The following is a 14,368-nucleotide window of genomic DNA, read 5'->3' as shown; positions in this document are numbered from 1 at the left end:
GGCGGGGCGCGGGGCGGCGAACCGGCCCGCGCCCACCGGGGGTTCGGCGAAGGGGATGCCGCGGAAGACGGTCAGCCCGTCCTCCGCACGCCCGCGCACCGCACCGGCGGACGTGCGCACCACGGGTTCCACTGACTCCACGGGTCCAGGGATCGTCATCCCACGGACCCTACGCCGTGGTGCGCACCGCACTCAGCTGAGGGTCTTCAGCGACGCCGCGTCGTAAGGGGCGAGGCTGTCGAAGCGTCCGGCGAGGACCTTCTCGGCCCACAGCGGGTCCTGGAGCAGCGCGCGGCCCACGGCGACGAGGTCGAACTCCTCGCGCTCCAGGCGGTCGAGGAGGTTGTCGAGGCTGCCGACGGGGGCGCCCTCGCCCAGGAACGCCTTGGTGAAGTCGCCGTCGAGGCCGACCGAGCCTACGGTGATGGTGGTCCTGCCGGTCAGCTTCTTGGTCCAGCCGGCGAGGTTGAGGTCGGAGCCGTCGAACTCGGGCAGCCAGTAGCGGCGGGTGGAGGCGTGGAAGGCGTCGACGCCGGCCGAGGCGAGCGGGGCGAGGATCGCCTCCAGCTCCTCGGGGGTCTCGGCGAGGCGGGCGTCGTAGGCCTCCTGCTTCCACTGCGAGTAGCGGAAGATCACGGGGAACTCGGGCGAGACCTTCTCCCGCACGGCGGCCACGATCTCGGCGGCGAACCGGGTGCGGGCCACGGGGTCGCCGCCGTAGGCGTCGGTGCGGCGGTTGGTGCCGGACCACAGGAACTGGTCGACGAGGTAGCCGTGGGCGCCGTGGATCTCCACGCCGTCGAAGCCGATGCGCTCGGCGTCCGCGGCGGCCTGGGCGAAGGCGCCGATGACGTCGTCCAGGTCCCGCCGGGTCATGGCCGTGCCGGTGACCTCGTCCTCGCCGATGCGCAGCCCGGACGGGCCGACGGCGGGGGCGTCCGCGAAGGGCGGCTGGCCGGCCTTGCGCACCATGCCGATGTGCCACAGCTGCGGCACGATCGTGCCGCCCGCCGCGTGCACCGCCTCGGCGGCCTTCGCCCAGCCGGCGAGCTGCTCCTCGCCGTGGAACCGGGGCACCCGGCTGCTCTGCCCGGCGGAGTCGTGACCGACGTACGTCCCCTCGGTGACGATCAGGCCGACACCGGCGGCGGCCCGGCGGGAGTAGTACGACACCACGTCCTCACCGGGGACGCCGCCCGGGGAGAACATCCGGGTCATCGGCGCCATCGCGATGCGGTTCGGCACGGTGAGTCCGTTGATGGTGGCCGGGCGGGCGAGGATCCGAGCGGCGCGGGAGGCGGCCTCGACGGGGGTGACGGTCACGTGGGGGCTCCTTGGCGGGGGGTACCAGGTGGTATGTGCGTGTGCATGGACACTCTCCACCGTGAACCCCGCATCCACCAGCCCTCATTCCGCCCACCGCACCCGCCGGGACGTGATCCGGCCCACAGCCCGGGGACACGCCGAGGGCGGCACCCCCCGTTCGGGGAGTGCCGCCCTCGGTTCGTGCGGGACGCTCGATCAACCGGAACCGGTCGATCAGAAGTCCATGTCACCGCCCGGCATGCCGCCCGGAGCACCGGCCGCGGCGGCCTTCTCCGGCTTGTCGGCGATGACGGCCTCGGTGGTGAGGAACAGCGCGGCGATGGAGGCGGCGTTCTGCAGCGCGGAACGGGTCACCTTCGCCGGGTCGATGATGCCCTCGGCGATCATGTCGACGTACTCGCCGGAGGCGGCGTTCAGGCCGTGACCGACCTGGAGGTTGCGCACCTTCTCGACGACGACGCCGCCCTCGAGACCACCGTTGACGGCGATCTGCTTGAGCGGGGCCTCCAGGGCGAGCTTCACGGCGTTGGCGCCGGTCGCCTCGTCACCCGACAGCTCCAGCTTCTCGAAGACCTGGGAGGCCTGGAGCAGGGCCACGCCACCACCGGCGACGATGCCCTCCTCGACGGCCGCCTTCGCGTTGCGAACGGCGTCCTCGATGCGGTGCTTGCGCTCCTTGAGCTCGACCTCGGTGGCGGCACCGGCCTTGATGACGGCCACGCCGCCGGCCAGCTTCGCCAGGCGCTCCTGGAGCTTCTCGCGGTCGTAGTCCGAGTCGCTGTTCTCGATCTCGGCGCGGATCTGGTTGACGCGGCCGTTGACCTGGTCGGTCGAGCCGGCGCCGTCGACGATGGTGGTCTCGTCCTTGGTGATGACGACCTTGCGGGCGCGGCCCAGGAGGTCCAGGGACGCGTTCTCCAGCTTGAGGCCGACCTCCTCGGAGATGACCTCGCCGCCCGTGAGGATGGCGATGTCGCCGAGCATGGCCTTGCGGCGGTCACCGAAGCCCGGGGCCTTCACGGCGACGGACTTGAAGGTGCCGCGGATCTTGTTGACCACCAGGGTCGACAGGGCCTCGCCCTCGACGTCCTCGGCGATGATCAGCAGCGGCTTGCCCGACTGCATGACCTTCTCCAGGAGCGGCAGCAGGTCCTTGACGTTGCCGATCTTGGAGTTGGCGATCAGGATGTACGGGTCGTCGAGCGACGCCTCCATACGCTCCATGTCGGTGGCGAAGTACGCCGAGATGTAGCCCTTGTCGAAGCGCATACCCTCGGTGAGCTCCAGCTCCAGACCGAAGGTCTGGGACTCCTCGACGGTGATGACGCCTTCCTTGCCGACCTTGTCCATGGCCTCGGCGATCAGCTCGCCGATCTGGGTGTCGGCGGCGGAGATGGAGGCCGTGGAGGCGATCTGCTCCTTGGTCTCGACGTCCTTCGCCTGCTCCAGCAGGGCGGCGGAGACGGCCTCGACGGCCTTCTCGATGCCGCGCTTCAGGGCCATCGGGTTGGCGCCGGCCGCGACGTTGCGCAGGCCTTCCTTGACCAGGGCCTGGGCGAGAACGGTCGCGGTGGTCGTACCGTCACCGGCGACGTCGTCCGTCTTCTTGGCGACTTCCTTGACCAGCTCGGCGCCGATCTTCTCGTACGGGTCCTCGAGCTCGATCTCCTTGGCGATGGAGACACCATCGTTGGTGATCGTGGGGGCGCCCCACTTCTTCTCGAGGACGACGTTGCGGCCCTTGGGGCCGAGCGTCACCTTGACGGCGTCCGCGAGCTGGTTCATGCCGCGCTCGAGGCCGCGCCGTGCCTCCTCGTCGAACGCGATGATCTTGGCCATGTGAAGTGGTCCCTCCAGGACTGGGGGTGATTCCTTCGGACCGCGCCCGCGCCCGCGACGGACGGCTCGCCTGCCTTGTGGTTCCTTCCCCACCCGGCCTGCGGGCCTCACCGACCCGGTCCTTCGTTGTCACTCTCACCTTCAGAGTGCTAACGCCAATGATTAGCACTCGACCCCATCGAGTGCAAGCGCCTCTCGGGGATCGGGGCGGCCGCTCAGCCACCCGCGAACACCGGGGCGCGCCCCGGCCCGGGCAGGCCGAAGGGCCCGCACCTCCGGGGAGGTGCGGGCCCTTCGGAGAAGAACCGTTTGCTTGCGGTGGCCGAACGTCTCAGGCGCTGAGGCGAACCATGTCGGCCTGCGGGCCCTTCTGACCCTGCGAGATCTCGAACTCGACCCGCTGGCCTTCTTCGAGGGTGCGGTAGCCGTCCATCTGAATCGCGCTGTAGTGGACGAAAACATCCGCACCACCGTCGACCGCGATGAAGCCGTACCCCTTCTCCGCGTTGAACCACTTGACGGTGCCCTGAGCCATGCCTAACTCCCCTATTACTGGCCCTTGCACAGATCCGCACTTCGCGGACCCGGGTCAGACCTCACCCCCCACGACTGGGGGCGTGCGCCGGAACGCGTCGACCGCGGCTGAATGTATCTGTCCAACTGCCGTCTGCAACAGGTCAATCGGACGAGAAATCTGGACGTACCCGGTCCGGAATATGACGAGCTTTCCCCTGAATGTGGGTCAAGTCGGGGCACACAAAAGTCACAAAAGCCGCGAAACACACCCACACTTTGGCTACTTCTTGTCGGGCGGGCGGCAGGAATTCAAGGTTCCCGATGTCTTGATCGGGAGCGCGTTCCCCAACTCTACCGCGCTCAATCCAATGGAATTGCCCCCTCCGCTTCTCTCACGGAGGGGGCAATTCGATGAACTCTGCGTCACCGCGATTACCAGCGGTAACGAAAGGGCGGATCAGCCGCCGGCGACCGCCGGGATGATGGAGACGCCCGCGCCGTCCGGGGTGGCGGTCTCCAGGCCCTGCTCGAAGCGCACGTCGTCGTCGTTGACGTAGACGTTGACGAAGCGGCGCAGCTTGCCCTGGTCGTCCAGGACGCGGGCGGCGATGCCGGTGTGGTTCTTCTCCAGGTCGGAGATGACCTCGCCGAGATTGGCACCCTGGGCGTCGACCTCGGCCTTGCCGCCGGTGTAGGTGCGCAGGATGGTGGGGATGCGGACGGTGACGCTCACTTTGACCTCCGGTCAGGATGACTTACCCAGGGGCGCGGGGAACTGCGCGACCAGCCCCCACCGCCCCGCAGACGACGTACAAGCTGTCTTACGCGAGCCCGGCCTCGCGGAACGAATCCAGGTTGGGACGAATGGTCGCGGTCAGCCCGGTGCCCGCAACCGCGTCCAACGTCTTGAGGCCGTCGCCGGTGTTGAGGACGACCGTGGTCAGCGACGGGTCCAGCACGCCGCTCTCGACCAGCTTCTTCGTCACCCCCACCGTCACACCACCGGCGGTCTCCGCGAAGATGCCCTCGGTCCGGGCGAGCAGCTTGATGGCGTCCACGACCTGCTCGTCGGTGACGTCCTCCACCGCGCCGCCGGTGCGACGCGCGATGTCCAGGACGTAGGGGCCGTCCGCGGGGTTGCCGATGGCCAGCGACTTGGCGATGGTGTCCGGCTTCTGCGGGCGCACCACGTCGTGGCCGGCCTTGTACGCCGTGGACACCGGCGAGCAGCCCTCGGCCTGGGCGCCGAAGATCTTGTACGGCTTGTCCTCGACCAGACCGAGCTTGATCAGCTCCTGGAGCCCCTTGTCGATCTTCGTGAGCTGGGAGCCGGACGCGATCGGGACGACGATCTGGTCGGGCAGCCGCCAGCCGAGCTGCTCGCAGATCTCGTAGGCGAGGGTCTTGGAACCCTCGGCGTAGTACGGCCGCAGGTTGACGTTGACGAAGCCCCAGCCCTCGCCGGCCGGGTCGCCGATCAGCTCGGAGCAGAAACGGTTCACGTCGTCGTAGTTGCCCTGGATGCCGACCAGCTCACCGCCGTAGACGGCGGCCATGACGACCTTGCCCTGCTCCAGGTCGTGCGGGATGAACACGCAGGAGCGGAAGCCGGCCCGGGCGGCGGCGGCGCCGACGGCGCCGGCCAGGTTGCCGGTGGAGGAGCAGGACAGCGTGGTGAAGCCGAAGGCGCGGGCGGCCTCCAGGGCCTGGGCGACGACGCGGTCCTTGAAGGAGTGCGTCGGGTTGCCGGAGTCGTCCTTGACGTAGAGACCGCCGGTGACGCCCAGCTCGCGGGCCAGGTTGTCGGCCTTGACCAGCTTGGTCCAGCCCGGGTTGATGTTCGGCTTGTCGGCCACGTCGGCGGGGACGGGCAGCAGGGGGGCGTAGCGCCAGATGTTCGCGGGGCCCGCTTCGATCCGCTTGCGCAGCTCCTCGGTGTCGTAGGCCGAGAAGTCGTAGGCGATCTCCAGCGGGCCGAAACACTCCTGGCAGGCGAAGAGCGGACCGAGCGGGACGCGGTGGCCGCACTCGCGGCAGCTCAGCGCTGCGGCGGGGCCGAGGTCGACGGTGCCGTCGGTGGAGTTCGTGGGGGTTTCGGCAGTCTGCACAGCCATGGAGGCGAGGCCCTTTCTCCTCATCTTCCTCACGACGCATCTCGCCGTGAGACGGATTTGGCACCTTCCCTAGTCGGGAGCCTCGCCACGTCCGTGTGACAAGAACCGACTGGAGGGTTGCCGGGGCTTCATCGGGCCGTATCCCTCTGCCCCTCTGGATGAGCGGTATGAAGTTGTTGTCCTTCGCGGTACGCGCGGTGACCCCGGCATGCGGTGGTCCTGCGCGTTGTTCAAGACTGTAACCGAAGGCCAGGACGGTTGAGATAGTCGTCCGTACCGCGAGATGGATCACAACGGATCACGAAGGAGCCCTGGGACCGTGCTGGAAGAAGTCGAGCGCTGGCTGAGCGCGCGTTCCTGGTCCGCCGGGGACCGGCCGATCCGGCAGCTGCTGGCCGCCAAACAGGCCACCGGGCAGACGGTCAGCGTGGTGCTCCCGGCCCTCGACGAGGAGGCGACGGTCGGCGAGATCGTCACGGTGATCCGCCGCGAGCTGATGGCTCGGGCTCCGCTCGTCGACGAGATCGTGGTCGTGGACTCCGGGTCGAGCGACCGCACGTCCGCGGTGGCCGCGGCGGCGGGCGCGCGCGTCGTGCACCGCGACGCGATCCTGCCGCGTGTCCCGGCCGTGCCGGGCAAGGGCGAGGTGCTGTGGCGCTCGCTGCTGGTCACCGGCGGCGACATCGTCTGCTTCGTCGACGCCGACCTGCGCGAGTTCTCCGCCGACTTCGTCTCCGGGATCGTCGGCCCGCTGCTCACGGAACCGGACGTGCAGCTGGTCAAGGCGATGTACGACCGCCCCCTCGGCACCACTCCCGGTCAGGGCGGCCGGGTCACCGAGCTGGTGGCCCGCCCGCTGCTCAACCTGCACTGGCCGCTGCTGGCAGGCTTCGTGCAGCCGCTCGGCGGCGAGTACGCGGCCCGCCGCTCCCTGCTGGAACGGCTCCCCTTCCCCGTCGGCTACGGCGTCGAGCTGGGCATGCTGGTCGACGCCCTGCACCTGGTCGGCCTGGACGCCCTCGCCCAGGTCGACGTCGGCGTCCGCGTCCACCGGCACCAGGACGGCCAGGCCCTGGGCCGCATGTCCGCCGCGATCTACCGCACGGCCCAGCTCCGTTTGGCCCGCGGCCACCTGGTCCGCCCGGCCCTCACCCAGTTCGAACGCGGCCCCTCGGGCTTCGAGCCCCGCACCCACGCCGTGGACACGGAGGAACGGCCGCCGATGAGGGAGATCGCGGAGTACGCGGCGCGGCGGGTGGCGTGATCGGCACCGCTGTGGTGTGCGACCACGTTTGAGCATTTCGGGGCCGGGCTAGGTTGAGGCGTATGGCTTCAAGCTTCGGTGCTGCTCAGGTGCTGGTCGCCTCCAATCGGGGGCCGGTCTCGTACGAGGTGCGTGAGGACGGGTCGCTGCACGCGAAACGCGGGGGCGGCGGCCTGGTCTCCGGGCTGTCGTCGATCGGCCCGGACGCGGGGGCGCTGTGGGTGTGCTCGGCGCTCGGCGACGGCGACCGCGAGGCGGTGCGGCGCGGGGTCGGCGAGGACGGCGTGCGGATGCTGGACGTGCCGGCCGACGTGCACGCGGACGCGTACAACGGGATCGCCAACTCGGTGCTGTGGTTCGTGCACCACATGCTCTACCAGACGCCCGTGGAGCCGGTCTTCGACGCGGAGTTCCGGCGGCAGTGGGCCTCCTACGAGGCGTACAACCGGGCCTTCGCCGAGGCGCTGGCCGAGGAGGCCGCCGAGGGCGCGGTCGCGATCGTGCAGGACTACCACCTGACCCTGGTGCCGGGGATGCTCCGCGAGCTGCGGCCGGACCTCAGGATCGGCCACTTCTCGCACACGCCGTGGGCGCCGGTCGACTACTTCCGGCTGCTGCCGGACGACATCGCCGAGCAGGTGCTGCGCGGCATGCTCGGCGCCGACCGGCTCGGGTTCCTCACCCGGCGCTGGGCCGACGCGTTCACCGCGTGCTGCGACGCCCTGGTGGGCGGGCTCGGCGGAACGGAGACCGGCGTGCACGGGCTCGGGGCGGACGCGGACTTCCTGCGGAAGCGGTCGCACGAGGACGACGTGGACGAGCGGATGGCGGCGCTGCGGGAGGAGATCGGCGAGGGCCGCCGCACGATCGTGCGGGTGGACCGGACCGAGCTGTCCAAGAACATCGTGCGCGGGCTGCTGGCGTACCGGGAGCTGCTGGCGACGCGGCCCCAGTGGCGGGAGCGGGTGGTGCACGTCGCGTTCGCCTACCCCTCGCGGCAGGACCTCGCCGTGTACCGCGACTACACGGCCGAGGTGCAGCGCGTCGCGGACGCGGTCAACGAGGAGTTCGGCACGGCGGACTGGACGCCGGTCGTGCTGCACGTGAAGGACGACTTCGCGCGGTCGCTGGCGGCGTACCGGCTGGCCGACGTGGCCCTCGTCAACCCCGTGCGGGACGGGATGAACCTGGTCGCGAAGGAGGTGCCGGTCGTCTCCGACGAGGGGTGCGTGCTGGTGCTGTCGCGGGAGGCGGGGGCGTACGAGGAGCTGGGCGAGGACGCGGTGGTGGTGAACCCGTACGACGTGTCCGGGACGGCCGAGGCCCTGCACACCGCCCTGTCCGTCCCCCCGGCGGAGCGTGCCGAGCGCTCGAAGCGGCTGGCGGCGGCGGGCACGGCCTTGCCTCCGGCGCGGTGGTTTCTTGAGCAGTTGGATGCGCTGAGGTCTTGATGGGTGGTGCCCGGCGCTGGTGCTGGGGGGGTGGGTGTTCGTGGCCCGGCGTAGCGGGGTGCCGCTGCGCCCACCCGTGCCGCCCCTGGGGGTACCTCCCAGGCCGTTCAGGCACTGGGGGAGGCACGACTGCCCGCAGCTATGCGGATGCCAGGGCTCGCAGCAGGTTCACCACTCCCTCCGGGCCGTCGACCACCAGGTCGGCCCGCTCTCTGAGGTCCGCAACCTCGTCGCTGCCGCTGCACACCAGGAGGCCGGGGGTGCCCTCGGAGCGGAGTACGTCGACCGCCGCGAAGGCGGGGAGGTCGCCGAGGTCGTCGCCGCCGTAGAGGACGGACGCGGCGTCCGTGTCGCGGACGTACGCCCGTAGCGCGGCGCCCTTGTCCATGCCGGGCGGGCGCAGTTCGAGGACCATGCGGCCCGGTTCGACGATGAGGCCGTGCCGGGAGGCCAGGTCGGTGAGGGGGACGCGCAGGACGTCGAAGGCGGCCTGCGGGTCGGGGGCGCGGCGGGTGTGGACGGCGACCGCGTGGCCCTTCTCCTCGGTCCAGGTGCCCTCCCCCGCCCCGGACCGCTCCAGCAGGGCCGGCAGCTCCGCGCGGACGGCGGCGACGCCGGGATGCGGTTCGGGCGCGGTGAGGGTGCCGGTGGCGGCGTCCCAGCGCTCGGCGCCGTAGTGGCCGAGGACGACGAGGTGGTCGAGGCCCGGGACGCCCGCGAAGCCGCCGTGCCGGACGGCGACCTCGGCCGGGCGGCCGGTGATCACCGCGACGCCGGCGACCTTCGGGGCGAGGGCGGCGAGCGCCGGTACGGCGTCCGGGTGGGCCCGCGCCCGGTCGGGGTCGGCGACGATCGGCGCCAGCGTGCCGTCGAAGTCCAGCGCGATCACCGCGCGGCCGGGGTCGGTGAGGAGCGCGTCGAGCCCCGCGCGTCCGGCCGCCGTCGAAGGGGTCGGCAGGTGGTCCGGCGAGTCGGCGCGGGAGTCGGCACGGGTGGAGTCCTGGTGGCTGCCCATACCGCGAACCTATCCCGCCGGCGCGGACGGCAACCTCGTCGCCGTCTCACCGCTCCGTGCGGCGGGACTCCCGGATCCGGCGGAGGCGGTTGACCGTGACCGGGTCCGTGGCCAGGGCGCGGGGGTCGTCCAGGAGGGCGTTGAGGAGCTGGTAGTAGCGGACGGGGGCCAGGCCCAGTTCCTCACGGATCGCGCGTTCCTTGGCGCCGGGGCCGGGGAAGCCGCGGCGCTCCAGTGCGAGGATGCCGCGCTCCCGCTCGGCCAGCTCTCCCAGGTCCATGTACGGCACCGTAGCGCCCGCCACCGACAGCGCGGCCCGCGAGGGCCTGTCGCGAAAGTCCTACTCCGCGCTGCCCACCCGCATCGCGGTCCCCTGGATCTGGGTGAGCACCTCCTGGGGGCTGCCGCCGGGGGCGACCGCCTGGCCGATCCGCTTCTTGACGTCCGCGCTGACCGAGGCCCAGGAGGTCTTGCCGACCGGGTACAGCTCGGAGAGCAGCAGTTCGTCCAGGAACGGCTTGAGGTCCTTGTCCTCGGCCGCGGTGCTCATGACCTGGGACGCGGAGGTGGTCACCGGCAGCAGGTCGTACCGGCGGGAGAAGTCGAGGACGTTCTCGTCGCTGTAGACGAAGTCGAGGAAGTCGCCGATCTCGTCCTGGTGGCCGTTCTTCTTGAAGGCCGTCATCCAGTCGGACACGCCGAGCGTGTTCGGGCTCTCCCCCTCGGCGCCGGGGGTCGTCACCATGCCGTACTTCACGCCCTTGTCGGAGGCCATCTTCATCAGCGAGGGGTGCCCGTTGAGCATGCCGACGTCGCCGTCGGCGAAGGCGGCGAAGGCGGCGGCCCGGTTGAGCTTGCCGGGGGCGACCGGGCCGGTGAGGCCCTTGGCGACCAGTTCGTCCCGCAGCCAGGTGAACGTGGTGACGTTCTGCGGCGAGTCGACGGAGTACGTGCCGACGTCGTCGGTGTAGCCGCCCCCGCCGCTGAGCATCCACTGCATGGTCTCCGCCTGCGCCTCCTCGGCGCCCAGCGGCAGGGCGTACGGGTACTTCACGCCCTTCGCGTCGAGCGCCTCGGCGGCGTCGGCGAGGTCGTCCCAGGACTTGGGCGGGGTGACGCCGGCCTCGGCGAAGAGGGTCTTGTTGTAGAAGAGCACGCGGGTGGAGGCCGCGAAGGGCAGCCCGTACTGGACCCCGTTGACCTGGCCGGCGCCCGCGAGCTGGGAGACGAAGTCGGCCTGGACCGGGATCGAGAGCACGTCGTCGGCCGCGTAGAGCAGGTCCTTGTCCGCGTAGTCGGAGTACGCGCCGATCTGCGCCATGTCGGGCGCCTCCCCGGCGTCGACCATCTCCTTGACCTTCCGGTCGACGTCGTTCCAGGAGTAGACGTCCACCTCCACGTGCACGTCGGGGTTCTTGGCCTCGTAGGACTTGACCAGCTCGTCCCAGTAGTTCTGGGAGCTGTTGTCCTTGCTGTCGCCGTAGTCGGCGGCGACCAGACTCAGGGTCACCTCGCCGGAGTCGCCGGTGAGACCGCAGCCGCCGAGGACCGCCGTCATGCCCAGTGCGGACACCACCGCGATCGTTCCTGTCCTACGCCGCTGCACCTGAATCCCCAACCCTGTGCCTGTTCGTTTAACGGATTAAGGTCTACACCACGGCAGTGGACTAGACCTCTCCCGGGTCAACGGGCCACACTGTCCCCGTGAGACATGTCATCGCCCTCGATGTGGGCGGCACCGGGATGAAGGCCGCCCTCGTCGGGTCCGGGGGCGAGCTGCTGCACCGGGCCCGCCGGGCCACCGGCCGCGAGCGCGGGCCCGAGGCGGTGGTCGCGGGCATCCTCGACTTCGCCGCCGAACTGCGCGCCCACGGCGCCGACCGGTTCGGCGAGCCCGCCCGCGCGGCCGGCGTGGCCGTCCCCGGCATCATCGACGAGGAACACGGCACCGCGGTCTACGCCGCCAACCTCGGCTGGCGCGACGTGCCCCTGCGGGCCCTGCTCGGCGACCGGCTCGGCGCCGTCCCCGTCGCCCTCGGCCACGACGTGCGCGCCGGCGGGCTCGCCGAGGGGCGGATCGGGGCCGGACAGGGCGCCGACCGGTTCCTGTTCGTGCCGCTGGGCACCGGCATCGCCGGCGCCATCGGCATCGACGGCCGGGTGGAGTCGGGCGCCCACGGCTTCGCGGGCGAGATCGGCCACGTCGTCGTGCGGCCCGGCGGCATCCCGTGTCCGTGCGGGCAGCGCGGCTGTCTGGAACGGTTCGCGTCCGCGTCGGCGGTCAGCCAGGCCTGGGCCGGGGCCTGCGGCGACCCGGCCGCGGACGCCGCCGACTGCGCGAAGGCCGTCGAGTCGGGCGACGCCCGCGCGCTCGCGGTCTGGCAGGACGCCGTGGACGCGCTGGCCGACGGGCTGGTCACCGCGCTCACTCTGCTGGACCCGCGCGTCCTGATCATCGGTGGCGGCCTCGCCGAGGCGGGGGAAACCTTGTTCACACCGCTGCGGGACGCCGTGCGGCGGCGCGTCACCTTCCAGAAGCTGCCGGAGATCGTCCCCGCGGCGCTGGGGGACACCGCCGGCTGCCTGGGTGCCGGGCTGCTCGCCTGGGACCTGCTCGGCACCGAACCGACCGGCACCACCCCCACGACCACGACTCCCCCGGAGGTAACCACCTGATGGCCCCAAGCAAGGTTCTCGCCGGTGCCCGGGTGGTACTGCCCACCGGGACCGTGGACGACGGCCGCGTGATCGTCGACGGCACCCGGATCGCGGACACGGCGCCCCCCGGAGCGGAGGTCCTCGACCTGTCGGGCCACTGGGTGGTGCCCGGCTTCGTCGACATCCACAACCACGGCGGCGGCGGCGCCTCCTTCACCGGCGGCACGCCCGAGGACATCCTCAAGGGCGTCGAGACCCACCGCCGCCACGGCACCACCACGGTGGTCGCCTCCGCCGTCACCGGCGACCTGGACTTCCTCGCCCGGCGCGCCGGGGTGCTCGCCGAGCTGGCCCAGCAGGGCGACGTCGCCGGCATCCACTTCGAGGGGCCCTTCATCTCCCCCTGCCGCAAGGGCGCGCACGACGAGCAGCTGCTGCGCGACCCCGACCCGGCCGAGGTCCGCAAGCTGGTCGACGCGGCGCACGGGCACGCGAGGATGGTCACGCTGGCCACCGAACTGCCGGGCGGCCTGGACTCCGTACGGCTGCTCGCGGAGCACGGCGTGATCGCGGCGGTCGGGCACACGGACGCGACGTACGAGCAGACGGTCCAGGCCATCGACGCGGGGGCCACGGTCGCCACGCACCTCTTCAACGCGATGCCGCCGCTCGGCCACCGCTCCCCCGGCCCGATCGCGGCGCTCCTCGAGGACGAGCGGATCACCGTCGAGCTGATCAACGACGGCACGCATCTGCACCCGGCCTCGCTCCAGCTGGCCTTCCACCACGCGGGCGCCGACCGGGTCGCCTTCATCACGGACGCGATGGACGCGGCCGGGTTCGGTGACGGCCGCTATCTGCTCGGCCCGATGGAGGTCGAGGTCGCGGACGGGGTGGCCCGGCTGGTGAAGGGCGGCTCGATCGCGGGCTCCACACTGACCCTGGACCGCGCCTTCAAGCGGGCGGTGACGGTCGACGGGCTGCCCGTCGGGGACGTCGTCGCGGCGATCTCCGCCAACCCGGCGCGGCTGCTCGGCCTCGGCGACCGGATCGGCTCCCTGGAGCCCGGCAAGGACGCCGACCTGGTGGTGCTGGACGACGCCTTCGACGTGCGGGGCGTGATGCGGCACGGCGCCTGGGTGGTCGAGCCCCAACTGGGCTGATCGGACGGGGGGACTGGGCCGGCCGCCGTCCGTTTGGCATGATCGTGTCTTCGGAAAACATCTCCGGGACAGACGGCCGGAGGCGATCGGGGGAGGTCGGTACCGGTGATCCTCACCGTCACGCTCAACACCGCTCTCGACATCACCTACCGGGTCCGGTCCCTGCGGCCGCACGCGTCCCACCGGGTCACCGACGTGACGGAGCGGGCCGGCGGCAAGGGGCTGAACGTGGCCCGGGTGCTGGCAGCGCTCGGGCACGAGGTGACGGTCACCGGATTCGCGGGCGGCACCACCGGCGGCGTCGTACGCGACGGGCTGGCCGGCGTGCCCGGGGTGACCGACGCGCTGGTGCCGGTCGCCGGGGCCACCCGGCGCACCATCGCCGTCGTCGACGAACGCACCGGCGACACCACCCAGCTCAACGAACCGGGCCCGGCCGTCGCACCCGCCGAGTGGAACGCCTTCCAGGACACGTACGAGGAGCTGCTCGCCGGCGCCTGTGCGGTGGCGCTGTGCGGCAGCCTGCCGCCGGGCGTCCCGGTGGGCGCCTACGCCGGTCTGGTGCGGTCCGCGCGCGCGGCGGGCGTGCCGGTGCTGCTCGACACCAGCGGGGAGCCGTTGCGGCGGGGCGTCGCCGCCCGGCCGGACCTGATCAAGCCGAACGCCGGCGAACTGGCCGAGCTGACCGGCTCGCACGAGCCGCTCCGGGCCACCCAGGCGGCCCGGCGCCGCGGCGCCCGCTCGGTGATCGCCTCGCTGGGCGCCGAGGGGCTGCTCGCGGTGACCCCAGAAGGGCGCTGGCGGGCCGCGCCGCCGGCCCACGTGCACGGCAACCCGACGGGCGCGGGCGACTCGGCGGTCGCGGGCCTGCTCTCCGGCCTGGTCGAGCACCTGCCCTGGCCGGACCGGCTGGCCCGCGCGGTCGCCCTGTCGGCGGCGACGGTCCTCTCGCCGGTGGCGGGCGAGTTCGACCGGGCGGCGTACGAGGAGCTGGTCGGGCGGGGGGTCGCGGTGACGGCGGA

At 71.7% G+C, this 14,368-nt stretch carries 14 protein-coding genes and 1 riboswitch; of the genes, 5 read left to right on the top strand and 9 right to left on the bottom strand.

The window, feature by feature from the left end; all coding sequences use genetic code 11:
* The 6 genes from DMH12_RS31410 to thrC form a co-directional block, all read right to left on the bottom strand.
* Positions 1-159: carboxylesterase family protein (locus DMH12_RS31410; RefSeq protein ID WP_148107563.1), on the bottom strand; the 159-nt coding region annotated here is incomplete at its 3' end.
* Positions 160-192: 33 nt separating this feature from the next.
* Positions 193-1,323 (bottom strand): NADH:flavin oxidoreductase, encoded by a 1,131-nt coding sequence (locus DMH12_RS31405; RefSeq protein WP_125494792.1) that lies wholly within the window; start codon positions 1,321-1,323, stop codon positions 193-195.
* A gap of 216 nt (positions 1,324-1,539) precedes the next feature.
* On the bottom strand, positions 1,540-3,165 hold the full coding sequence (gene groL / locus DMH12_RS31400) for a chaperonin GroEL (RefSeq protein ID WP_122619604.1): 1,626 nt from the start codon (positions 3,163-3,165) through the stop codon (positions 1,540-1,542).
* 331 nt (positions 3,166-3,496) lie between these two features.
* Positions 3,497-3,700 (bottom strand): cold-shock protein, encoded by a 204-nt coding sequence (locus tag DMH12_RS31395; RefSeq protein ID WP_004929928.1) that lies wholly within the window; start codon positions 3,698-3,700, stop codon positions 3,497-3,499.
* Positions 3,701-4,138: 438 nt separating this feature from the next.
* Positions 4,139-4,414, bottom strand: a complete 276-nt coding sequence (locus DMH12_RS31390) for a MoaD/ThiS family protein (protein WP_064728532.1) — start codon at positions 4,412-4,414, stop codon at positions 4,139-4,141.
* An 88-nt stretch (positions 4,415-4,502) separates the two neighbouring features.
* On the bottom strand, positions 4,503-5,795 hold the full coding sequence (gene thrC / locus DMH12_RS31385; protein WP_161325893.1) for a threonine synthase: 1,293 nt from the start codon (positions 5,793-5,795) through the stop codon (positions 4,503-4,505).
* Positions 5,796-5,812: 17 nt separating this feature from the next.
* A riboswitch (SAM riboswitch) is annotated at positions 5,813-5,960 on the bottom strand.
* Positions 5,961-6,114: 154 nt separating this feature from the next.
* Here thrC and DMH12_RS31380 point away from each other — a divergent pair.
* Both DMH12_RS31380 and DMH12_RS31375 read left to right on the top strand, forming a co-directional pair.
* Positions 6,115-7,059, top strand: coding sequence for a glucosyl-3-phosphoglycerate synthase (locus DMH12_RS31380; protein ID WP_125494791.1), 945 nt, complete (start codon positions 6,115-6,117; stop codon positions 7,057-7,059).
* A 62-nt stretch (positions 7,060-7,121) separates the two neighbouring features.
* Complete coding sequence (locus DMH12_RS31375) at positions 7,122-8,510, top strand: trehalose-6-phosphate synthase (RefSeq protein WP_125494790.1); 1,389 nt, start codon at positions 7,122-7,124, stop codon at positions 8,508-8,510.
* Positions 8,511-8,649: 139 nt separating this feature from the next.
* On the opposite strand, the gene otsB is transcribed toward DMH12_RS31375, so the two are convergent.
* The 3 genes from otsB to DMH12_RS31360 are packed head-to-tail and all read right to left on the bottom strand — an operon-like array spanning position 8,650 to position 11,083.
* Positions 8,650-9,525 (bottom strand): trehalose-phosphatase, encoded by an 876-nt coding sequence (otsB, locus tag DMH12_RS31370; RefSeq protein WP_125494789.1) that lies wholly within the window; start codon positions 9,523-9,525, stop codon positions 8,650-8,652.
* A gap of 46 nt (positions 9,526-9,571) precedes the next feature.
* On the bottom strand, positions 9,572-9,805 hold the full coding sequence (locus tag DMH12_RS31365) for a DUF3263 domain-containing protein (protein WP_125494788.1): 234 nt from the start codon (positions 9,803-9,805) through the stop codon (positions 9,572-9,574).
* A 60-nt stretch (positions 9,806-9,865) separates the two neighbouring features.
* Positions 9,866-11,083, bottom strand: coding sequence for an extracellular solute-binding protein (locus DMH12_RS31360; protein WP_185832662.1), 1,218 nt, complete (start codon positions 11,081-11,083; stop codon positions 9,866-9,868).
* Between the two features lie 185 nt (positions 11,084-11,268).
* Between DMH12_RS31360 and DMH12_RS31355 the strand changes: the two genes are divergently transcribed.
* The 3 genes from DMH12_RS31355 to DMH12_RS31345 all read left to right on the top strand — a co-directional run.
* Complete coding sequence (locus tag DMH12_RS31355) at positions 11,269-12,201, top strand: ROK family protein (protein WP_399189465.1); 933 nt, start codon at positions 11,269-11,271, stop codon at positions 12,199-12,201.
* Complete coding sequence (gene nagA, locus DMH12_RS31350; RefSeq protein ID WP_125494785.1) at positions 12,201-13,346, top strand: N-acetylglucosamine-6-phosphate deacetylase; 1,146 nt, start codon at positions 12,201-12,203, stop codon at positions 13,344-13,346. The genes DMH12_RS31355 and nagA overlap by 1 nt, the downstream gene beginning before the upstream one ends.
* 105 nt (positions 13,347-13,451) lie before the next feature.
* Positions 13,452-14,368, top strand: a 917-nt coding sequence (locus DMH12_RS31345; RefSeq protein ID WP_148107562.1) for a 1-phosphofructokinase family hexose kinase, incomplete at its 3' end; no start/stop codon positions are given.

This window comes from Streptomyces sp. WAC 04229, from assembly GCF_003947455.1.
Taxonomy (GTDB): domain Bacteria; phylum Actinomycetota; class Actinomycetes; order Streptomycetales; family Streptomycetaceae; genus Streptomyces.
This window is presented reverse-complemented; position numbering and strand designations above follow the sequence as displayed.

Coding starts and splice junctions, on each gene's coding strand:
- groL (WP_122619604.1), bottom strand. CDS start 3,165: ATGGCCAAGATCATCGCGTTCGACGAGGAGGCACGGCGCGGCCTCGAG.
- DMH12_RS31395 (WP_004929928.1), bottom strand. CDS start 3,700: ATGGCTCAGGGCACCGTCAAGTGGTTCAACGCGGAGAAGGGGTACGGC.
- thrC (WP_161325893.1), bottom strand. CDS start 5,795: ATGGCTGTGCAGACTGCCGAAACCCCCACGAACTCCACCGACGGCACC.
- DMH12_RS31375 (WP_125494790.1), top strand. CDS start 7,122: ATGGCTTCAAGCTTCGGTGCTGCTCAGGTGCTGGTCGCCTCCAATCGG.
- otsB (WP_125494789.1), bottom strand. CDS start 9,525: ATGGGCAGCCACCAGGACTCCACCCGTGCCGACTCCCGCGCCGACTCG.
- DMH12_RS31365 (WP_125494788.1), bottom strand. CDS start 9,805: ATGGACCTGGGAGAGCTGGCCGAGCGGGAGCGCGGCATCCTCGCACTG.
- DMH12_RS31360 (WP_185832662.1), bottom strand. CDS start 11,083: ATGACGGCGGTCCTCGGCGGCTGCGGTCTCACCGGCGACTCCGGCGAG.
- DMH12_RS31355 (WP_399189465.1), top strand. CDS start 11,269: ATGAAGGCCGCCCTCGTCGGGTCCGGGGGCGAGCTGCTGCACCGGGCC.
- nagA (WP_125494785.1), top strand. CDS start 12,201: ATGGCCCCAAGCAAGGTTCTCGCCGGTGCCCGGGTGGTACTGCCCACC.